Source organism: Actinophytocola sp., assembly GCF_036555685.1.
Taxonomy (GTDB): domain Bacteria; phylum Actinomycetota; class Actinomycetes; order Mycobacteriales; family Pseudonocardiaceae; genus Actinophytocola.
Map to the genome: position 1 here is coordinate 38,557 of NZ_DATBKY010000111.1, position 20,974 is coordinate 59,530.

Below are 20,974 nucleotides of genomic sequence, written 5' to 3' on the forward strand. Positions count from 1 at the left end.
ATTCCGGTAGGCGGATCCGTCAGCCGACCGACGGTCCGAGCCCCAGCGACTGCGGTGTGCTGGCGTCGGGCGACGGCTGGTGCAGGCCCTCGTCGAGCGGGCCGAACTCGGTCATCAGCGCGGGGCTGCCGCCCCACGGGGTCTGCTCCTCGGCGATCAGCGAGTTGGTCGTGAGCAGCAGCCCCGCCACCGAGGCGCCGTTCTGCAGCGCGGAGCGGCAGACCCGCAGCGGGTCGATGACGCCGGCCTCGACGAGGTTCACGTAGCGCCCGTGCAGCGCGTCGAACCCCTCGTCGGGGCCGAGCTCGCGGGTCTTCGCGAGCACCTCGGCGGCCGGATGCCCGGCGTTGCTGGCGATCAGCCACGCGGGCTCGGACAGTGCCGCGCGGACGATGGCCGCCCCGATCTCGTCGTCACCGGTCAGGGCGAGCCCGCTCAGCACGTGCTCGGAGTGCAGCAGCGCGGCGCCGCCGCCCGCCACGATCCCTTCCGCGATCGCGGCGCGGGTGGCCGACAGCGCGTCCTCCACCCGGTGCTGCAGCTCCTTGAGCTCGGCGGGCGTCGCCGCGCCGACCTTGATCACCGCGACCTTGCCCGTCAGCGCGCCGATCCGTTCGGTCAGGACGTCCTCGTCCACGCCGAACTGTGCGCGCTCCCGCTCCGCCCGCAGCTGACCGACCCGGAACTCGACGTCCTGGGCGGACCCCGCACCGCCCACGATCGTCGTCATGTTCTCGGTGACCCGCACCTGCTTGGCGCGGCCGAGGTGCTGGACGCCCATGCTGTCCAGCGAGAACGACGAGTGCTTGCTCAGCACGGCGCCACCGACCACCGCGGCGAGATCCTCCAGCTTGTGCAGCCGGCGGTCGCCGAACCCGGGCGCCCGCACGGCGACGGACTGGAACGCGCCGTTGACGTGGTTGTGCACGAGCATGGACAGCGCCGTGCCCTCCACGTTCTCGGCGATGAGCACCAGCGGGCGCGGATCACGCATGATCTTGTCCAGGATCGGCATCAGCTCCTGGACCTTCGTGATCTTCTCGCTGCACATCAGGATGTAGGGGTCGTCGAGGACCGCCTCGAGCCGGCCCGGGTCGGTGACCAGGTACGGCGAGAGGTAGCCGTTGTCGAACTCGAAGCCCTCCACGAAGTCCACCGACATGCCGATGGCCGCCGACTCCTCGACGGTGACCACGCCGCCCTCGCCGACCGTGTGCAGCGCGCGGCCGATCGCGGCGCCGACCTCGTCGTCGTCGTTGGCGGAGATCGCGGCCACCCGCGCGTAGTCCTGTTCGGACGTCACCGGGTGCGCCACCTTCTCCAGGTGGCCGACGAGCAGCGCCACCGCCTTGTCGATGCCCCGCTTGATCAGCACCGGGTTGCCGCCCCCGCCGATCGCCTTCATGCCCTCGCGGATGATCGCCTGGGCGAGGACCGTCGCCGTGGTCGTGCCGTCGCCGACCACGTCGTTGGTCTTGATCGCCGCCTCCTTCACCAGCTGCGCGCCCATGTTCTCGAACTGGTTCTTGAGGTGGATCTCGCGCGCGATCGTCACGCCGTCGTTCGTGACGACCGGCGAGCCGGTGATCTTCTCGATGATCACATTGCGGCCCTTGGGACCGAGCGTGGACTTCACCGCCTCCGCCAGCTTGTCCACTCCGGACAGCAGCAGGTCGCGGGCCTCCGGACCGAAACGCAGTTCCTTAGCCATCGTGTGCTCCTGTCTCGTCAGGGGGTGAGGATCGCCCGGCCGCGGACCTTGCCCGCGTCGAGGTCCGCGAGTGCGTCGAGAGCGGACTCCAGCGGGTACTTCTTGGTGTGCAACGTGACCTGGCCGCTCTGCGCCAGCACCATCAGCTCCGCCAGGTCGTTGTAGGTGCCGACGAGGTTGCCGATGATGTTGCGTTCGGTCGAGATGATGTCGATCGTCGGCACGTCGATGTTGCTGCCGTAGCCGATGATGAACTGCGACCCGTTGCGCCGGGTCATCGCGAAGGCGTCCTGTTGCGCGCCCTGCTCGGCGACGAAGTCGAGCACGACCTCGGCGCCGTTCCCGTTGGTCAGGTCGAGCACGGCCTCGACGTGCTTGCCGTCGGCCAGCACGGTGTGGTGCGCGCCGATCTCGGCCGCGAGGTCGAGTGCCGCGGCGTTGCGGTCCACCACGACCACCGTGCACGCGGTCAGCGCGCGCAGCGACTGGATGCCGATGTGGCCGAGCCCGCCCGCGCCGTTGACGACGCACACCGTGCCCGGGTGCAGCCTGGGCGCCGCCTTGCGCACCGCGTGGTACGCGGTGATGCCGGCGTCGGCCAGCGCCGCCACGTCCTCGGGCCTGGTCTCGGGGTCGAGCTTGATGCAGGCGCGGGCGGAGGTGAGCAGGTACTCGGCCATCCCGCCGTCGCTGTCGATGCCGGGGAACGCCGAGTTCTCGCAGTGCATGTCGTCGCCGCCGCGGCAGGCCGGACAGAGTCCGCAGGTGGGCGTGGGATGCAGGATGACGGTGTCGCCGACGTCCACATTGGTCACGCCGGGGCCGACCTCGTGGACCCAGCCGGCGTTCTCGTGGCCGATCGTGTAGGGCAGCGTGACGCCGGACTTCTCCGCCCACTGCTCCTCGATGATGTGCAGATCGGTCCGGCACACCCCGGCGCCGCCGATCTTGACCACCACGTCGAACGGTCCGGTGGCCCGTGGTTCGGGTACCTCCTCGATCACGGGTTGCTGGTGATACTTGTGCAACCGCACTGCTTTCATGATTGGTGCTCCTGTCCGTGTGTCGCGGTGTCACGGGCGGACTCCGGATACCGGGCGCGCAGCATGCCCCGGCACACCCCGGAGTTGGCCTCCTGGCTCACCCGCGTCAGGCGGGCGAGGCCAAGATGGCGCCGCATGCCCGGCTCGTCCACGCCGGCGCCGGTGGCCGGGTCGAGGACGAGCGGGTCGCGGTCGGTGTCGGGCAGGCCGAGCTCGCGGCGGCGGTGGCGCAGCCGCTCGCGGTCGGCGGTGGGTGGCGCGTCCCCCAGCGCGAGCCCGGCGAGGCTCGCGGGGTCGGCGCCGGCGGCGACCAGCGCCCGGCACACCCGGTCCGTGCCGGCGAGCACGGCCTTGCGCAGGAAGTCGGCGCGCAGGCCGTCCAGCTCGTCGGCGGCCTCCCCGGCGAACGTGCCGAGGAAGCCGGCCCGGGCGGCGACGCCGCGGTTGATCGCGTCCGCGGCGAAGTGGTCGTCCAGCTCCACGACCGTGCGCCCGACGCCCTCCACCGCCGACACGGCGTCGTAGGCGTCGGCCACCATCAGGAACGCGAAGTTGGGCGCGCAGAAGTAGGTCGGCAGCCGCAACCGGACGAGGGCCTCACCGGCCGGGTTCACCTCGCAGTGCGAGACGAAACCCAGGTCGGTGAGTGGCTCGTCCAGTTCCGGGTCCAGCACCGTGCCCAGTGCCGACCAGACCGCCGACCGGATCGCCGCGGTGTCGCCGGCGGTCTGGGTGGCGGGGGTCGTCACGAGGCAGGCACCCCCACCGGCTCGGTGGTCTTCTCCTTCTCGGCCTCCAGCTCGCCGGGCACCTTGATGTCGTACAGGCGCGCGGCGTTCAGGCCGAGGATCTTCTTCTTCTGCGTCACGGTGAGCGGGGCGTAGTCGGCCATCTCCTCGTCGTCCGGCATCTGCCAGTCGACGAAGCCCTCGACCTGCCACTTCGGTTCCCAGATCGCGTAGTCCGCACCGAAGATCAGCTTGTCCTCACCGAGCCAGAACATGAGCTCGCCCATGACCTTCGCGAAGAACCGCGGGCGGGCGTGCATCAGGCCGCCGATCACCACGGCGAGGCCCGCGTAGACGTTCGGCTCCTGGGTGGCCATGAAGCAGAAGTCCTCGATGCGGGGCAGGCCCACGTGCTCGACGATGAAGTTCAGCTCGGGGAAGTTGGTCGCGGCGTAGTCGACGTCGGACACGTCGAAGGCGTCCTTGTCCAGCGGCCAGATCGTCGGTCCCTTGTGGACGTGGATGTTCCGGACCCCGAGCTCCTGGCACTTCTCCAGGTAGCGCGCCGCCTCCGGCGACTTCAGGCTCCAGCCGCGGGAGTCGCCGCGCCACTCGGCGGTGTAGAGCTTGACGCCCTTGCAGCCGAAGCGCGCCACCCGCTCCTCGAGTGCCTTGAGGCCTTCATCGCCCTCGCGGGGGTCCCAGTTGGTGTTCACGATGAACTTGCCGGGGTGGCGTTCGGCCAGCTCTGCGTTCTTCTCCGTCGTGTTGAACCCGTTGGTGTACCACTGCTTCAGGCTGGTCGGCTGGAAGATCGCGATGTCCACGTGGCCCTCGTCGAACAGGTCACGCATCATCGTCTCTTCGGAGTACTTCTGGAACTTCTCGATCGGCCAGTGCGTGTCCGCCGGGCCGAGTCCCTGGTAGGCGTGGAAGCACTCGATCCAGCCCTTGGCGTACTGCTCCTGGCCGGGTACCCAGTTCGCGGGGCTCGCGTCCCAGAAGTGGGTGTGGCCGTCGACCACGAAGTAGTTCTCGCCGTCCTTCGTGTACATGTTTCAACTCCACTGCGTGTGTCGCGGGTGACGGTCCGGCGCACCGCCGGCGGATCGGCGACCGCCGGGCGGCGAACCGGACCCTCACACTGCAATCGGGTCGGCTGGGCTACTTGACCGGCTTCAGGTCGAAGTCGAGGTACTCGGCGGCGTCCTCCGGGTTGGCGAACATGATCGTGCGGTCGTCGAGGTGCACCATGCGCCCGTAGTGGGTGGACATGCTCTCCTCGAACTCGGCCGCGTTGAACCAGCCCTCCTCTTCCCCGGCCGCCTCGTCGACGTCGGCGTAGACCACGTCCATGCGACCGACGGCGTCGACGCGGATCATCGAGGGGAGCGGGGTGATCGTCACGTTCGACTCGCGCGCCATGACCGCGGCGACGATCGCGCCGACCTGGTTGTTCATCAGCGTGAACCCGCACTTGTTGGACGCCGTGTTGTCCTGTTTGTACGGACTCTCGGCGGTCTTGAAGGACTTGACGGAGGTCACTGGCTCAGCTCCTTCGGTGCTTGCAGACCCAGATCGGACAGGATCCCGGCGAAACGGCTCTTCGCCCGGTCGAGGCCGTCCTCGAAGCGAGGCGGCTTGGCGTCGGGCTGCGACCACAGCGGCTGCAGCGTGCGCACGGCCGCGATGCACCGGGGCACCCAGTCGGCGAGCCACTGCTGCAGGATCTTCTTGTTGTGGTCGGCGAACTCCTTGTCGTCGACGAGCAGCCGGAACATGGGCCGGGTGTAGCGCAGGTCGCGCTCGGCGTAGTCGTACTCCTCGGCGCCGACCAGCGTCGGGGTGACGAAGTCGCCGTTGGCGGGGGCGGCCTGCTGGACCAGGTTGCTGCGGAACATCTCGCCGACCAGTGGCTCGAAGACCACGTTCGCCGCGAAGATCGCCTCGCACCAGTCCCAGATCGCCGTGAGCTGCTCGGCGGTCTCCCGCACGCCCTGCCATGCCGGGTCGGAGTCCCAGGTGGTCAGGTGCGCGGCGCCGTCGAAGTCCTCGATCTCCTCGCTGAGCGTGAGGTTGTACAGCGCGAGGTCCTGCGCCGCGCGGATGCGGTGCATGCTGTTCACCGAGATCGCGTTGTTGTGCATGTTCGTCGGCGCCCGGCGGTTGGCGTTGGCGAACAGGTACAGGCCGAGCCCGTGGTCCACGTGCATCCACGCGCCCACGTGCTGCGCCACGAACTGCACCCAGTTGCGGTTCCACTGCTCGAACGCCTTGGCCTGGCGGGCGGCCTCGACGTTCTGGTTGAGCTGGCGGACCACGTTCGCGTTGTAGCGGTAGAGCGTGAGCTCCCACTCCTCGTTGGGGTCCCGGAACTCGTGCCAGCCGTGTGCCGGCCAGTCGTAGCCCTTGCCGCCCGACCCCGGACCGCGCGTGGGCTCCGGCCGGTCGGTGCCCCACGCCTTGAGCGCGGTCCACTCGAGAGGGTAGCCGCCCTTGCCGTCGGAGAAGCCGTACAGCCAGCCCTGGGCGAGGTAGTGCCGCGGGTCGGGCTGGACCTCGACGGTGACGTCCTCGTAGTGGCTCTGCTTGCGCTTCGCCGGGTTGAAGTAGTTGAACGTACGCGAGGTCGAGTCCGGGAACACCTTGGCGCCCGCCTCGGCGTCGGTGAAGACCGGCTTCGGCACACTGCGTTCTGTCGTGGTGGTCATCGACACTTCCTTCTCTCAGGCCGTTCCCATCCCTGCCGGCGGCTACGGGCCGTCCGGGTCGCCGGTCGTCGTGAACTTGTCGTAGAAAATGCGCTTCTCGGCCACACCGAGCTCGGGCAGCAGCTCGAGTGCCGCCTCAACCATCGGCGGCGGCCCGCACACGTACGCGTCGGCGCCCGCGAGGTCCGCGGCGCGGCTGCGCACCACATCGGTGATCAGCCCGGTCTCGCCGTCCCAGTCCTCGCCGTCGGGCTCGGACAGCGCCGGTACGAAGTGGAAGGACGGCAGCTTCTCCTCGAGAGCGGTCAGCTCCTTCTCGAAGCAGAGGTCGCGGCGCCGGCGCGCGCCGTAGAAGTAGGTCGCCGGCCGGTCGATGCCGCGGTCGGCCATGGACCGCAGCAGGCACAGGATCGGCGCCATCCCCGCTCCGCCCCCGACGAACACGATCGGCTTGTCCGGCGCGTCCCGGAGGGTGAACATCCCGTACGGACCGTTGATCTCCAGCCGGTCGCCGACGGCGACCTCGGTGTCCAGGAAGTGGGAGAAGAGGCCCTCCGGGTACACCTTGATCACGAACTCGAGCTTGTCGCCGTCGGTGCTCGGCGTGGTGGCCATCGAGAACGACCGGGTCCAGTCCGTCCCCGGGATCGTGAAGTCCACGTACTGGCCGGGGAAGTACTTGAACGTGGTCGGCTCCACGAGGCGCACGACCAGGTGGCGCATGTCGTGCGTGACGTTCTCGTTCGACTCCACCTCCACGACCGCCCGCTGCAGCGGCAGTCCTGAGTGGATCATCTCCTCGTCGTAGTTGAGCAGCTCGATCGTGAGGTCCTCGTACGCGTGCGCCCGGCACAGCAGCGTGTAGCCCTCGTCCTTCTCGAACTCGGGCAACGCGAACGTGGAGTACCGCTCGAGCTCCACGTCGTCGCCGTCGAGGATGAACGACTTGCAGGAGGCGCACTGACCTTCCTTGCAGCCGTGCATGAGCATGATGCCCTGCTCCGCGGCCGCGCGCAGGATCGTCTGGTCCTCGTCGACCTCGATCTCGACGCCCACCGGCTCGAAGCGCACCACGTGCTTGTCTGCCATGGATTCCTCACCCGATCGCCGCTGCTGTACCGATCCGTACCGATCCGTTCGTGGCATGGGGGTGGCATGGGGAGGACCCCGTTGGCGGGACGGAGTCCTCCCCGGTGCTCCCCCAGGCGGTCAGGCGCTCGCGGGAGCGGGCCGGCCGGCCGGCCCCTGCCGGTTGTAGTCGGCCTGGAACGCCGCGCGCTCCTCGTCGGTCATCTCGTTCAGCAGGACGTTCGGGCTCTGCAGCGGCGGGCACCGGCGCAGGTGGTCGAGCGTCCACATCTTCTTCGGGTCGAGGTTGAGGTGCGGCTGCGCGACGAGCGTCTTGCCGTCGTCACGCACGTAGCCCATGTCCGACACCACGTCCGCCCAGTTCCAGCCGTGGTAGAGCGTCTCCCACTCGCGGGAGCCGATCAGCTGGCCCATGTTCGGCGTGCTGCGCCCCTGGAACGTCGGCCGGAACGCCTCGGCGTCGGTCCAGCGGCAGGCCTCGTGGCAGTACGTCCGCCACTGGCCGTCGACCTGTTCCATGACCATGTCCTCGCGGACCAGGCACGGCACCATGCACGTCCAGCAGCGGTGCGGGTAGACGTAGTCGACGTCCTCGAGCGCGATCGGGTTGTGCCCGTTCGGGATCGACAGCCGGTTGTAGTTCTCCCACCACTTCCCGTACTTGTCGTACCAACCCGGGTACTTGTACTCGAACCACTCGAAGTCGGCGTCGGTCATCGGGTCGATGCGCCAGTAGTTGGCGAGCCACCCGGTGGCGAAGAACTGGGCCACCTCGTGCACGTAGCCCTTGTTCCAGATCTGGTTCCACGCCTCCTCGATGAGGTCGTGGGGGACGACCAGGCCGTACTTCTCCAGCGGTACGAGGTAGCTGCGGTAGTAGTCGTCGTAGATCCACCGGCGCCACATCTCCGCGTAGCTTTCCCGGTCCTTGCGGCGGTCCTTCGTGCCGTACTCGATGAACGTGCCGATCGCCGCGTCGACCACGCGGTGGTTGTTCCACCACGCGTAGCGCAGGTCGCGCTCGAGCAGCTGGTGGTTGGCCTCGTCGGAGAGCGCCATCAGCAGGGTGGCGTAGCCGTTGCTGATGTGGCGCGACTCGTCGGACTGCACCGAGTGGAACACCGTCGGCAGCAGGTAGTCGCCGTTGGCGGCGGCCTCCGCCGGCATGGCGACGAACAGCGTGTTGGTGAACGCGGTCTCGGCGACGATCGTCAGGTAGATGCTCGCCGCGGTGATCGCGTCACCGGTGATGAAGCCTTCCGCGAACTGGCGGCCGATTGTGCCGCAGTAGTCGTTCTGGAAGTTGCGCAGGCTGGAGTTGAAGCCAGCGGGGTCGATGTAGTTGTTCATGTACAGGCGCTTCAGGTTCTGCTGGATCGTCGAGTGCCGTACCTCGTCGATCATCTGGATCGCCTGGCCGTTGTGCAGCTCGGGGTTGGGCACCGTGCGGAACAGCAGCGGCATCGCCCGCGCCGCGGAGATCTCCGGCAACGGAATGATCGACAGGAACAGCTTCTGCCACTCCAGCCAGCGTTCCTGTACCTGCCGGAACATGTTCCCGCGGATCGCGCCGTCCTCCGCGCCGTACACGCGGTGGTCCTTCTCCTCCTGCATCGGGAAGTAGGAGCGCAGGACCTGCTTGAGCGGGTCCTTCTTCTTGGCCTTCTGGAATGTGTAGTCCGTCCCGTACTGGGAGACTGGTGTGTGGTAAGCCGGTTCCCAGGACAATTCCTGGATTTTCTGGTGGGCCTTGGCAACACTCTGGCGGCTCATGTTTTCTCCTAACCCGACCGCTCAGGTTGACGGTGGCAGATTCACCTACACCCGGCCGTTTTTGGTGGGTCTCACCGACTGGGCGGCAGGCACACGTCCGATAGACGAATTACAACGCCCCGCGGCGGTGACGCGAGTCTCAATTTTGGACAGCGCGGTGTCTCAGTCGTCCATCGTCGCCCGCAGTTCGGCGAGCTTTTCCTTGGTCGCCTCGCCGACTCGGGAGTCGCCTTCCAGCGCCGGTCGGATGCCGAGCGCGCGCAGCAGCTCGGCCGCCGGCTCGCCCGGGTTGCCGGCGGCGCCGAGCGTCGGGTGCAGGCCCTCGTCGACGAGATGGCCGAAGATCAGGTTGACCACGGTCCACGGGCTGTAGGTCTCGTCAGGTTGCTGTTCGTTCACGTCTCGCCCCTCGCCGGAGGTGTTTTGGTCCATGAGACCGCTCTCCCCGGCCGCGGGATGTCTCAATGTGAGACACCGGGTGGTGGCGAACCCGCTTACGCTGGTCTGGGGCACCGCGCGGTAAGGGAGCTGGATGTGGCGGACACGGCGAGCACCCCGGACTCGATGCTGACCCGGGCCCCGATCCCGGCCGACGATGTGGGGCTCGCCGACACCAGAGTTCGCTTCCTGACCGAGGAGTCGGTGGCGCCCGACGAGGTGCGCCAGTCGATCCTCGCCTCCTGGTGGCGGTCGCGGCGCCTGGACGTGCCGGCGGACCGCATCGACCTGCCCTACACCGGCCGGCCACACCTGGACACGCCGCTCACACACAGTGCCGCACCGGTGCTGCGCCGGCTCTCCGACCAGCTGGACGGCCAGCCCATCAGCCTCATCCTCACCGACCCGACCGGCGTCGTGCTCATGCAGTACACGGGCGACCCGGACCTGCACCGCCACCTCGAGCGCGTCGAGCTCGCGCCCGGCTTCAGCTACGGCGAGCAGTTCGTCGGCACCAACGGGATCGGCACGGCGCTGGCCGAGGGCAGGCCGATGCACGTGTTCGGGCACGAGCACTACGCGGAGAACCTCGAGAACCTCGCGTGCGCGGGCGTGCCCATCCGGCACCCCATCTCGGGCAAGACCCTGGGCGCGATCGACCTGACCTGCTGGCGGCGCGACGCCGGGCGGCTGCTCGTCGCGCTGGCCCGCAGCACGGCCGAGCAGATCCGCCAGGCGCTGCTCACCTACAGCGACATGCGCGAGCTGACGCTGTTCCGCTCGTACCTGCAGGCCTGCCGGCGCACCACCGGCATCGTCATCGCGTTCAACAGCGACCTCGTGATGATGAACGACCGCGCCCGCCAGCTGCTGGACCCGGGTGACCAGTCGGTCATCATCGGCCAGGCGACGCAGATCCTGACCGAGCGCGGCCGCGGGGCGACGGCCACGCTGGCGACCGGGACCAAGGTGCGGCTACGGGTGCGGCCGGTCGCCGGCCAGGACGCCGACGACGTCGCCGGCGGCGTCATCCAGGCCGAGCTGCTCGACGCGGACGAGGAGCGGGTGGCGAGCGCCGGCCCGGTGCTGCCGATGTTCCTGCCGGGTGCGGTGGGTTCCGCGTCGACGTGGCTGCGCTGCTGCCACCAGGTCGACGCCGGCTACGAGCGCGGCGACTGGCTGATCCTGACCGGCGAGGCCGGGGTCGGGAAGCTGACCGTCGCTCGCGGCGTGCACCAGCGGCGCAACTCGCTCGGCCGCATCCACGTGCTCGACGCCGCGGCCATCCCGGCGGACCGGCTCGCGGACGAGGTACGCACCGAGCTCATCGACGACCCGGTGGACACGCTGGTCGTCCGGCACGTGGACCGCCTCGACGAGGAGACCACGCGGGCGATGGCCGCCGTGCTGCGCGAGGCGCGGGACAACCGGGCGGCCGCCGGCGGCCCGTGGGTGACGCTGACGATGAGCGGCGACGCCGAGCTGCCGAAGGACCTGTGGGCGCTGTTCCCGCTGACCGTGGACGTGCCGCCGCTGCGCCGGCACATCGAGGACCTCAACGAGATCGTCCCGCTGATGCTCAACCGGCTGTGCGCGGGCGCCGCGCTGACCTGCTCGCCCGCCACCATGCACCTGCTCACCCGCGCGCGCTGGCCGGGGAACGCCGCGCAGCTCTACGAGGTGCTCAAGCAGGTGACCCAGCACCGGCGGGCGGGCGCGATCCAGCCGGCCGACCTGCCGGCCGAGTTCCGCACCGCGCCGCGCCGCCCGCTCAACCGCATCGAGGCGGTCGAGCGCGACGCCATCGTGCGCGGCCTCGAGGACGCCCGCGGCAACAAGGTCCAGGCGGCGAAGCTCCTGGGGATGTCCCGCGCGACGATCTACCGCAAGATCCACGACTACGGCATCGTCGTGCCGGCCCAGGCCTGATTTCAGCCGACGGTGGAAATTCGCGGACGGCTTCTCCGGTTCGTGAGAGGATGACGGCGACACGGCATTCCTGCCGTGCGCCGTAATGCTGACATCGGGGGTATTGGGGGAGCTCATGCTTTCACGTCGTAGTTTGCTGCGCGCCGGCGGCGGAATTGCCGCGACCGCCGCTTTGGCGGGCGCCGGGACGGCGCTCGCCGGGCCGGCCTCGGCCACGGTGCCGGAGTCGGAGTACTTCGACATCACCAAGGACTCGCACGACCTGTTCCGCGGCAAGATGCTGCACGAGTCGCACCACGTGATGCAGGGCTTCACGTTCGACAACGTGAACCGGCGGCTGTTCGTCGTGCAGACCCAGAACGGGTCGTCCGGCGACGACCTGTGCGTCAACCAGCTCGACTTCGCCGGCAACCAGGTCGGCTCGATGCACCTCGACAGCGCCGGGCACGGCGTCTCGATCGGTGTCGAACCCGTCGGCACGGACTCCTACATCTGGATGGAGTGCGACTCGGACGGCACCGGGCCCACGGCGCGCGGCACCGCGCTCGCGCGCTTCAAGTTCGTGAACGGCGGGACGCCGTCGGTGCGGAAGTTCCTCACCGGCAGCGACACGATCACCTGCGCGACCGACCCGGTCAACGAACGGATCGTGGTGCGCCGCAAGGAGGGCGGCGTGATGCACTACAGCCTGTACTCGCTCGCCGACGCCGCCGCGGGTGACTTCGGCTCGCCGCTGGTGCACTTCGCCGAGCCGCCGCTGGGCCCCGTCTTCCAGGGCTACGCGATCTACGGCCAGTACCTGTACACGCTGGACGGATCCGGCCACGAAGACCCGGCCGACATCGACTCGTACGTGACCCGGATCGACATGAACACCGGCGCGCAGGAGGACCGCTTCCTCACCCACGCCGGCAGCACTCTGGTCTACCGCGAGCCGGAGGGCATGGCCGTCTACCGCACGGTGGCCGGGGAGACCCGGCTGTTCCTCGGCTTCGGCTCCCGTGACGACGGGATCGGCGAGCTCAACCGCTACGCCAACATCTTCTACAAGAACGTGCTCGTCAGCCCAGCGTGAACGGGTCGCGGGTGCCGCCGGTGAGCTCGACCCACACGGACTTGCTCTCCAGGTACTCGTCGACCGCGGCCACGCCGTTCTCGCGGCCGAGGCCGGAGTTCTTGTACCCGCCGAACGGCACCGACGGTGCGACCGTGCGGTAGGCGTTGATCCACACGGTGCCGGCCTTGATCCGGGCCGCCATGCGGTGCGCGCGGTGGACGTCCTTCGTCCACACCGCACCGGCGAGGCCGTAGGGCGTGTCGTTGGCCAGCTTCACGGCCTCGTCCTCGTCGGTGAACATGACCGCCGCGAGGACGGGGCCGAACACCTCCTCGCGGTAGATCGTGGACTCCGGCGTCACGCCGGTGAGCACGGTCGGCTGCACGAAGAACCCGCCCAGGCCGGCCGCCGCGGCGCCGCCGTGGACGACGGTCGCGCCCTCGGCCTTCGCGGTCTCCAGCAGGCCCAGCACCTTGGCGTACTGCGGCGCGTTGGCGACCGGGCCCATCTCGGTCTCGGCCGCGACCGGGTCGCCGAGCCTGATCGCGGCGGCCCGCTGCGCGACGAGCCGGACGAGCTCGTCGTGCACGTCGGCGTGCACGATCAGCCGGGACCCGGCCATGCAGGTCTGGCCGGTCGCGGCGAACACGCCGGCGATCACGCCGTTCGCGGCGGCGGCGAGGTCCGCGTCGGGGAAGACCACCTGTGGCGACTTGCCGCCGAGCTCGAGGGTGACCTTGTTGAGGTTCTCCGCGGCGGCGTGCGCGACCGCACGGCCGGTCGCGGTCGAGCCGGTGAAGGCGACCTTGTCCACACCGGAGTGCCCGGCGAGCGCCGCGCCGGTCTCGCGCGAGTCGCTGGTGACGACGTTGAGCACGCCGGGCGGGAACCCGGCCCGCTCGAACAGCTCGGCCAGGCCCAGCGTGGAGGCGGGGGAGTGCTCGGACGGCTTGGCCACGACCGTGCAGCCGGCCGCCAGCGCCGGGGCGAGCTTCCAGGTCAGCAGCAGCAGTGGCGAGTTCCACGGCGTGATCGCGGCGACCACGCCCACGGGCTCGCGTCGCGTGTAGACCAGGTAGTTCGGGTTCGGCGCCGGGATCTGCCTGCCCTCGATCTTGTCGGCGAGCCCCGCGTAGTAGTGGTACCAGCCGCCGAGCCCGCTCAGCTGGCCGATCATCTCCCGGTACAGCTTGCCGGAGTCGTTGACCTCGAGCCGCGCGAGCCGGTCGGCGTTCTCGGCGATGAGATCGCCGAACCGGCGCATGAGGGCGGCCCGCGCGAAGCCGGTGGTGGCACCCCACTCGCCGTCGAGCGCCGCCCGGGCCGCGCCGACCGCGTCGTCGACGTCCTCGGGCCCGGCGTCGGGCAGCACGGCCCACGCCTTTCCGGTGTAGGGATTCTGCGACTCGAACGTGCGGCCCGACCGCGCGCCGACGGCCTTGCCGCCGATCAGCATGGCGAAGTGCTCGAGCTCGTCTACCACCGCGTCCGCCTCCTCGGCCGTGCCCCCGCAACCCCTGCAAGGCACGCTACGACGCGTGCGGCGTCTCGCGCCACGGGATGTCTCAGCGTGAGACGCGCGCGCGTGCCACCAGCTCCCGTGCGGCCGCCGGCCAGTCGGGGTGGGCGAAGTCGAAGCCCGCCTCGGGTAGCCGGCGCGGGATCACCCGGCGGCTTTTCAGCAGCAGCTCCGTGTCCGACCGGAGGGCGAACGCGCCCAGCTCCGCCATCCAGCGGGTGGCGGGCAGGCCGAACGGGACGTGCCAGGCCCGGCGCAGCGCGCGCATGAAGTCCCGATGCGGCAACGGGTTCGGGGCCGCGAGGTTCACCGGGCCGGCGATGTCGGGGCGGGCCAGCAGGAACCGGACCGCGGCGACGAAGTCGGACTCGTGCAGCCACGACACGTACTGCCGCCCACCCGCCACCGGGCCGCCGAGGCCGAGCCGGGCGAGCCTGCTCAGCAAGGTGAACGCGCCGCCCGGCACGGCGCTCAGCACGATCGCGGTCCGCAAGGCCACCTTGCGGGTGGCCGGCGCGTCCGCCGCCGACTGCGCCGCCTCCCACTCGCGCGCGATCCGCACGCTGTACGACCAGTACGCGGGCGCGTCCGGCTCGGCGCCGCCGAGCTCGCCGGACTCGTCGTGCGGCGGGCCGTACGTGTGGGCGTAGATCGTCGCCGTGCTCATCTGCAGCCACACCGGCGGCGGCTGCGCGGCACGGGCGATGGCGGTACCGACGAGCCGCGTCGTGGCCACCCGAGAGGACAGCATCTCCCGCAGGTTCGCGTCGGTGTAGCGGCAGCTCACGCTGCGACCCGCCAGGTTGATCACCGCGTCGCACCCGTCCAGCTCGGCCGCCCACGCGCCGAGCGTGCGGCCGTCCCACCGCACGCCCCGCACGCCGGCCGGCAGCCGCGGGGCTCCGCGGGACACGACCACGACCTCGTGGCCGTCCGCGACCAGGGCGGAGCTCAGGAACGTCCCGATGTGGCCCGTACCGCCGGGCAGCACGATCCGCACTCCGCACCTCCTGTTTTGAACGTGTTCAAAAGCAGGATAGCGGGGCCATGGACGTGGACCGGTAGCCTGTCGCCAGCGGTTCGCCCGAAGGCTGCGAGCGAGGACGTGCCGCGAGGTGGCCGGTTCGGGTGCGGCCCTGGCCTTCAGAGAGCAGGGCCAGCCTTCCGGTTACCGGCCGATCCGGCCGGTGGGGAAGGCCGGTCCCGGCCCGCTTCCCGGACCCGTCGTTCTGGCCCGCGACCAGGCGCCGGACGGTCCCGGCTCGACGATCCTGAACGGCCGATGGCGGGGCGCTCCGCAGCCGGGTGGCGGGTGGTGTGGGACGTCGTCAGCTGACCAATGTGGACATGTGGTGGCAGCCGGATGGCGGAGGTCGCGACGGCCGGGGGAGCCGATCGGCGGGACCGACCGGAACCGTGGCGCGGGTCCGGACGCCGGAGGGTACGAACGGCGGATCCCCGTCCGCCGATCGGGCGGATCGCCGGTACGCTGCCCCGCGAGATCATCGACCGGAAATTTCCGGGCCGATCCTGGTCGAACGACGCCAGCGCGGTGGTGTCGCCGCTGATAGTCAGGGATTGAAACGATCTAACTGCCGGTTCTCCGCCGAAAGGAGTAGGTGTCCCCCATATTTCGGGGGAGCGTGTCGGCCATCAGGCGGCGTCGTTCCCCTCATCCGACCAAGCCGAAAGTAGGTTGTGCGGTCCGTCCGTTCTGGTGCAGTCTGCACCCGCTCTGCACACAGCGCCATCGCGAGGTGACTTGACGCAGTGGATCGCAAGCGAAAGACCTCAGACGAGCGACCCGCGCGTGTGCTCCTGCTTGACGAGCACTGGATCACTCGCGCGGCGCTGCGGGACGCACTCGCCGAAGCCGCCGACCTGGAGATCACGGCCGAGGCGACCGACTGCGACGAGGCGATCTCGCTGCTCGGTTCGGCGGGTGTGAGCGCCGACGTCCTGGTGTTCACCGGGGCCACCGATCCCGCTCACCTGTGCAGCCGGTTGGCGGAGGCCCTGCCGCAGTGGCCGGTCAGGCTGCTCATGATCGGTGGCGACGGGTTCCCGGACTCGCTGGGCCGCCGGTACGCACCGGCCGGCTGGGGGTGGCTGCCGCAGTCCGCCGCGGAGAAGCACTTCATCGCGGCAGCGCGGCTGATCGCGGCAGGTCACTGCATCGCACCCGGACCGTCCAATGCGGTCAACGGGCGCATCGCGGCCGTCGTCGACTCGCTCACCCCGCGGGAGGTCGACGTGCTCCGGCTGCTCGCGGAGGGCTGTACGAACGCGGAGATCTCCGCGCGCCTGCAACTCGGCGAGAGCACGGTGAAGTCGCACGTGCAGAACCTGCTCAACAAGCTCGGCGTTCGCAATCGGGTGAGCGCCGCCATTCACGCATACGAAATCGGTCTCGTGCATCTCGACAGAGGGCCGAGGCAGCGGTCGTCGCGCGGCGAGGATCCCGATACCTACCACTTGGTCGGCGGGTGAATCGATGTTGCTGTGGCCCACGGGTTCCAGAGTCAGGATGTGAGGCAGGAACACAAGCCAGTTGCCACCGGTCGCCGGATCGAGCCGACCGCTATATGCGAGTTCTCCTCCCACCCTCTGGAGCAACCGTGACCAATCGCCGCCCCAAGCGACTTCTCACCGCACTCCTCTGCGTCCTCGCGCTGTCCGCCGTCGCCGCGACCGCGGGCTGTACGGCGGAGGGCGGTGGGTCCGGCGAGAGAATCACCCTCGGCTACGGCGCGTTCCCGGGCTGGCTGCCCTGGAAGGTCGCCGAGGAGCAGGGCATCTTCGAGGAAAACGGGATCTCCGTCGACCTGAAGTACTTCGAGAGCATCAGCGATGGCAACAACGCGATGGCGAGCGGCGCGCTCGACGCCAACAACCAGTCGCTCAACGACACGCTTTCGATGCTGAGCGGTGGCGCGAAGCCGCAGAAGATCGTCACCATCAACGACACCTCCACCGGCGCCGACCAGATCATCGCGCGGCCGGGCATCTCGAGCCTGAACGACCTCAAGGGCAAGAAGATCGCGGTCGAGGAGGGCATCGTGGACCACTACTGGCTGCGCCTCGCGCTCGAGGAGGTCGACCTCACCTTCGATGACGTCGAGCTGGACCTGCTGACCACCGACGCCGCCACCGCCGCGTTCGTCAACGGCCAGGTGGACGCCGTGGTCAACTACCCGCCGTTCACGACGACCGCGCTGGAGCGCAAGGGTGCCCACGCGATCGCGACGACCGCGGAGTTCCCGAACGCGTGCTCCGACCACCTTGTCGTCTCCGCAGACATGATCAAGAACCGGCCCGACGACGTGCAGGCGCTGGTCAACACCTGGTTCGACACGCTGGCCTGGATCCGGGACCACAAGAAGGCCGCGACCGAGATCCTCGCCAAGCAGGTCGGCGTGGAGCCGAAGGACTACGACAGCTACGCGGCCGGTCTCTCGACGTACACGCTGCAGCAGAACATCGACGCGTTCACCCCGGGCACCACGCCGAAGAACCTCAACTTCCAGGCCGCGGACATCGCGGACTTCCTCACCGAGTCCGGGCTCGCGACGATCCGTCCGGAGACCGACAACCTGCTCGACGACCAGTTCGTCAAGGAGGCCGCGGCGCAATGAGATCGACCGTCGACGAGCACGAGGTGCCCAGCGCTGCCGACCCCGTGGTCGGCGGCGATGTGGCGGAGGCCGTGTTCCTCGGCCAGCATGCCGTCGTGCCGGCGTCGGGCCCCGGCCGGATCGCCGCCCGGCTGACGGCGCCGTTGCGCGACCGGCGTGCACTGGCGATCAAGCACGACCAGGACCTCCTCGAGCTGCCCGCGTCGCTCGAGGGCGCCGCCCGTGCCCAGCACCATGGCACCGCGAGCAAAGGAAGTGGGACATGAGTGGACGACATGTGCTGGCCCGCTACACCGGCGCAGCACGCGGTGTCCTCAACAGACTTCGCATCCGCGGCAAGCTGAACCTGCTGGTCGCCCTGCCGCTGGCCGCGATCCTGCTGGTCGCAGTCCCGTTCGTGATAGTCCAGATCGACAACGCGAGGTCCGCGGCGGGCACCGCCCGGTTGTCCGGGCAGACCCGTGAGCTCGGCGCGCTCATCTCCGAGCTGCAGCGGGAACGGCTCGTGATGTCGGCCTACCTCTCGAACGTGACCGAACGCGAGAGCGTGACCCGGCAGACGAAGATCGTCGACGACCTCGCCAAGCGGGTGCGGGCCGACCTGGGTGCGGACGCGTCCGAAGAGGTGACGCAGGCCCTGGAGGGTCTCGCGTCGCTGAACAGCCTGCGCCAGTCCGTCCTCGACAAGGCGGCCACGCAGGAAAGCCTGGCCCGTACCTACCGCGCCACTGACGACGCGCTCATCGACGCGCTGCGACTGGTTCCCCAGCGCAACAGCGACGCCGAGGGCACCCGCCAGCTCACCGCTCTCGAGGCGCTGCTCCGCGCGAACGAACAGTCCACTTTGGCCGGCATGGCGCTGCTCATCGCCGCGGCCGACAAGGAGACCGGCCTGCCGATCCTGGACGACGCCCAGGCCGAGGCGCAGATCTCGACGGAACGGTTCGTCCAGCAGGCGGACATCGACGAGGCGGGCCTCGTCGTCGCGGTGGAGCAGGGCGACGAGGCCCGCGCCGTCAAGACGCTCGTCGAGCGCGCGACCGATACCCGCAGCCCGAGCGAGGCCGACTCGTTCGCCGCGTCGGCCTACAACAGCGTCGGCGCGCAGTCGAAGCTCCGCGAGGTCGCGCAGGACCAGGTCACCTCACAGATCACCGACGCGGCCCAGGCCCGGGCGGACGGCGCGGCCACCCTGGCCTGGCTCGTCGGTGGCGGCGTGCTGCTGCTGATCGGGCTGGTCCTCGCCCTCGCGGTGGTCGTCAGCCGGTCGATCGCGAGCCCGATGCGGCGGCTCACCGCGGCCGCGACGGACGTGGCCAACCTGGCCGACACCGAGCTGGTCCGCGTCGCGGACACCGAGGTGGCGAGCGAGCAGGTGCCCCGGCTCGCCGCGATCGAGGTGACCACCCGCGACGAGGTCGGCGAGCTCGCGCACGCGTTCAACAGGGTGCAGGCGACCGCGGCCATGCTGGTGGAACGGCAGGCGGTCACCCGCCGCAACGTCAGCCTCATGTTCGCCAACGTCGCGCAGCGCACCCAGAACCTGGTGGGCCGCCAGCTCAACCTCGTCGACGAGCTCGAGCGCAACGAGCAGGACACCCGGCTGCTGGAGAGCCTCTACCGGCTCGACCACCTCTCCACCCGCCTGCGCCGTTCCGCGGACAGCCTGCTCGTCGTGGCCGGTACCCGCAACGAGGACAAGCTGTCCGGCCCGGTCGAGCTGTCCACCGCGCTGCGTTCGGCGCTCGCGGAGATCGAGGACTACCAGCGCGTCCACCTCGGCGAGGTCTGCGACATCACGCTGGACAGCGACATCGGGCCGGACCTGGTCCTCGTGTTCGCCGAGTTGCTGGAGAACGCGACCTCGTACTCGCCGCCGGACACGTCGGTCGAGATCGACACGCGGTACCTCGTCAACGGCTCGTGCGTGGTGACCGTCATCGACCACGGCATCGGCATGTCGCAGGAACGGCTCGCGGAGGAGAACCACCGCCTGGTCGCCCGCGAGCGCCTCGACATCACACCGACCAGCATGCTGGGCCTGTTCGTGGTCGGCCGGCTCGCCCGCCGGCACAACCTGACGGTGGCGATGGTCGCCACCGAGGGCGGCGGCGTCACCGTCGACGTCGTCGTCCCGGAGAACCGGTTCCGGCGCAACGACGAGCCGGAGACCGCGCCGCACCACATCCCGGGATACGCGCAGACCGGGAACGGCCAGGTCAACTGGCAGATGGTGTTCCAGGGCATCGCGATCCCGCCGGCGTTCTCGGAGAACTTCTCCTGGTTCCCACCGGAGGCCACCGAGACCCCGGCCGAGCACTCGGGCCAGTTCGCACCGATCAACCTCTCGACGGAGCCAATGATGTCGTCTTCCGAGTCCTCGGCCGCGCCCAACGGGCAGACGCCGCCGAAGAGTTCGGAGACCACGGTGGCGGAGCGGGGCGGGCTGCGCAGGCGTGTCGCCGGTGCGCAGCTGCCCGGCTCGGCCGCCGCACCGCCGCCGACGCGCGCTGCCCCGAACCGCCCGGCCGTCCGGCCGGCGTCCGCGAAGCGCGACGCGGCCTCGGACCGGGGCGCGTTCGACGGCTACCAGTCGGCGTTCGCCCGGGCCTCCGAGTACGCCGTGTCGCCGGCCGAGGAGACTTCGCCGGACGGCACGCGGTCGGGGCTCTTGCGGCGGGTGCCCGGCGAGAGCATGGCGCCGGGGCTGCGAGTCGGCAAGCCCGGCAAGCCACCGTCCCGGGTCACCTCCGAGTGGCGTGAGCGGGACCCCGAAGCGGACCGCATGAAGCTGGATGATTTCACCAGCGGCCTGTCCCGCGCCGGCACGGCGCCGCACCAGCGGGAGGTGGACGGATGAGCGCCGCCCGCCGCGAGACCGATCCAATGATTGGGGAGCAACAGATGACCAAGCCCGCTACCGGAGTCAGCGTCGAGGCGCAGAACTTCAACTGGCTTGTGGCGCGCTTCGCGCAGAACACGGCAGGCGCGATCGCGGCTATCACCGTCTCCGCGGACGGGCTGCTGATCGCCATGTCCTCGGAGCTCACGCGCCAGAACGCGGACCGCCTCGCGGCGATCTCGTCGGCGATGCTGGGCCTGGCCAACGGAGTCTCCGACAGCCACCCGATGGGCCACCCCGACAAGATCATCATCGAGATGGAGCGCGGCTACCTGCTCGTGTGCACGATCAGCATGGGCGCCTCGCTCGGGGTGCTGGCGTCGAAGGATGCCGGGCTCGGCACGATCGCCTACGAGATGGCGATGTTCGCCAACCGGGCGAGTGCCGTGCTGACGCCGCAACTCATCGAAGAGCTCAGGACCCACGCCGGGGTCTAGAG

General features: G+C 69.8%; 18 protein-coding genes. 7 read left to right on the forward strand and 11 right to left on the reverse strand.

Annotated elements, in window-relative coordinates; genetic code table 11:
• Window positions 1-19 precede the first annotated feature (19 nt).
• The 9 genes from groL to VH969_RS11865 form a co-directional block, all read right to left on the reverse strand.
• Window positions 20-1,711: a chaperonin GroEL gene (gene groL, locus VH969_RS11825; RefSeq protein ID WP_331973744.1), complete on the reverse strand. Its 1,692-nt coding sequence runs from the start codon at window positions 1,709-1,711 to the stop codon at window positions 20-22.
• A gap of 17 nt (window positions 1,712-1,728) precedes the next feature.
• Window positions 1,729-2,754 carry an NAD(P)-dependent alcohol dehydrogenase gene (locus tag VH969_RS11830; RefSeq protein WP_331973745.1) on the reverse strand — a complete coding sequence of 342 codons (1,026 nt, stop codon included), beginning with the start codon at window positions 2,752-2,754 and terminating at the stop codon, window positions 1,729-1,731.
• Window positions 2,751-3,503 carry a metal-sulfur cluster assembly factor gene (locus VH969_RS11835; protein WP_331973746.1) on the reverse strand — a complete coding sequence of 251 codons (753 nt, stop codon included), beginning with the start codon at window positions 3,501-3,503 and terminating at the stop codon, window positions 2,751-2,753. Before VH969_RS11835 ends, VH969_RS11830 begins: the two co-directional genes overlap by 4 nt.
• Entirely contained in the window at window positions 3,500-4,537 is a 1,038-nt protein-coding gene (locus tag VH969_RS11840; protein WP_331973747.1) for an amidohydrolase family protein, read from the reverse strand. Before VH969_RS11840 ends, VH969_RS11835 begins: the two co-directional genes overlap by 4 nt.
• Before the next feature lie 109 nt (window positions 4,538-4,646).
• Window positions 4,647-5,027: a propane 2-monooxygenase effector subunit MimD gene (mimD, locus tag VH969_RS11845; protein ID WP_331973748.1), complete on the reverse strand. Its 381-nt coding sequence runs from the start codon at window positions 5,025-5,027 to the stop codon at window positions 4,647-4,649.
• Window positions 5,024-6,193: a ferritin family protein gene (locus VH969_RS11850; protein WP_331973749.1), complete on the reverse strand. Its 1,170-nt coding sequence runs from the start codon at window positions 6,191-6,193 to the stop codon at window positions 5,024-5,026. Before VH969_RS11850 ends, mimD begins: the two co-directional genes overlap by 4 nt.
• Window positions 6,194-6,235: 42 nt before the next feature.
• On the reverse strand, window positions 6,236-7,282 hold the full coding sequence (locus VH969_RS11855; RefSeq protein ID WP_331973750.1) for an NADH:ubiquinone reductase (Na(+)-transporting) subunit F: 1,047 nt from the start codon (window positions 7,280-7,282) through the stop codon (window positions 6,236-6,238).
• A gap of 120 nt (window positions 7,283-7,402) precedes the next feature.
• Window positions 7,403-9,055, reverse strand: coding sequence for a ferritin family protein (locus tag VH969_RS11860; protein ID WP_331973751.1), 1,653 nt, complete (start codon window positions 9,053-9,055; stop codon window positions 7,403-7,405).
• 162 nt (window positions 9,056-9,217) lie between these two features.
• Window positions 9,218-9,454 carry a hypothetical protein gene (locus VH969_RS11865; protein WP_414638484.1) on the reverse strand — a complete coding sequence of 79 codons (237 nt, stop codon included), beginning with the start codon at window positions 9,452-9,454 and terminating at the stop codon, window positions 9,218-9,220.
• Between the two features lie 165 nt (window positions 9,455-9,619).
• Between VH969_RS11865 and VH969_RS11870 the strand changes: the two genes are divergently transcribed.
• Window positions 9,620-11,422 carry a sigma-54-dependent Fis family transcriptional regulator gene (locus VH969_RS11870; protein ID WP_331973771.1) on the forward strand — a complete coding sequence of 601 codons (1,803 nt, stop codon included), beginning with the start codon at window positions 9,620-9,622 and terminating at the stop codon, window positions 11,420-11,422.
• 115 nt (window positions 11,423-11,537) lie between these two features.
• Complete coding sequence (locus VH969_RS11875) at window positions 11,538-12,497, forward strand: phage baseplate protein (RefSeq protein ID WP_331973753.1); 960 nt, start codon at window positions 11,538-11,540, stop codon at window positions 12,495-12,497.
• Here VH969_RS11875 and VH969_RS11880 read toward each other — a convergent pair.
• Window positions 12,484-13,935: an aldehyde dehydrogenase gene (locus VH969_RS11880; RefSeq protein WP_331973772.1), complete on the reverse strand. Its 1,452-nt coding sequence runs from the start codon at window positions 13,933-13,935 to the stop codon at window positions 12,484-12,486. The genes VH969_RS11875 and VH969_RS11880 overlap by 14 nt on opposite strands.
• A gap of 109 nt (window positions 13,936-14,044) precedes the next feature.
• Window positions 14,045-14,998 (reverse strand): TIGR01777 family oxidoreductase, encoded by a 954-nt coding sequence (locus tag VH969_RS11885; RefSeq protein WP_331973754.1) that lies wholly within the window; start codon window positions 14,996-14,998, stop codon window positions 14,045-14,047.
• 812 nt (window positions 14,999-15,810) lie between these two features.
• Between VH969_RS11885 and VH969_RS11890 the strand changes: the two genes are divergently transcribed.
• The 5 genes from VH969_RS11890 (at window position 15,811) to VH969_RS11910 (ending at window position 20,972) form a co-directional block, all read left to right on the forward strand.
• The gene (locus VH969_RS11890) at window positions 15,811-16,488 is read left to right on the forward strand and encodes a response regulator transcription factor (protein ID WP_331973755.1); all 678 of its coding nucleotides are present in this window, start codon (window positions 15,811-15,813) and stop codon (window positions 16,486-16,488) included.
• Window positions 16,489-16,616: 128 nt separating this feature from the next.
• A complete protein-coding gene (locus VH969_RS11895; protein WP_331973756.1) occupies window positions 16,617-17,633 on the forward strand; it encodes an ABC transporter substrate-binding protein in 1,017 nt (338 codons plus the stop codon).
• Window positions 17,630-17,899 (forward strand): hypothetical protein, encoded by a 270-nt coding sequence (locus tag VH969_RS11900; RefSeq protein ID WP_331973757.1) that lies wholly within the window; start codon window positions 17,630-17,632, stop codon window positions 17,897-17,899. The genes VH969_RS11895 and VH969_RS11900 overlap by 4 nt, the downstream gene beginning before the upstream one ends.
• The gene (locus VH969_RS11905; protein WP_331973758.1) at window positions 17,896-20,493 is read left to right on the forward strand and encodes a sensor histidine kinase; all 2,598 of its coding nucleotides are present in this window, start codon (window positions 17,896-17,898) and stop codon (window positions 20,491-20,493) included. The genes VH969_RS11900 and VH969_RS11905 overlap by 4 nt, the downstream gene beginning before the upstream one ends.
• A complete protein-coding gene (locus VH969_RS11910; RefSeq protein ID WP_527249157.1) occupies window positions 20,490-20,972 on the forward strand; it encodes a roadblock/LC7 domain-containing protein in 483 nt (160 codons plus the stop codon). The genes VH969_RS11905 and VH969_RS11910 overlap by 4 nt, the downstream gene beginning before the upstream one ends.
• Window positions 20,973-20,974 lie beyond the last annotated feature (2 nt).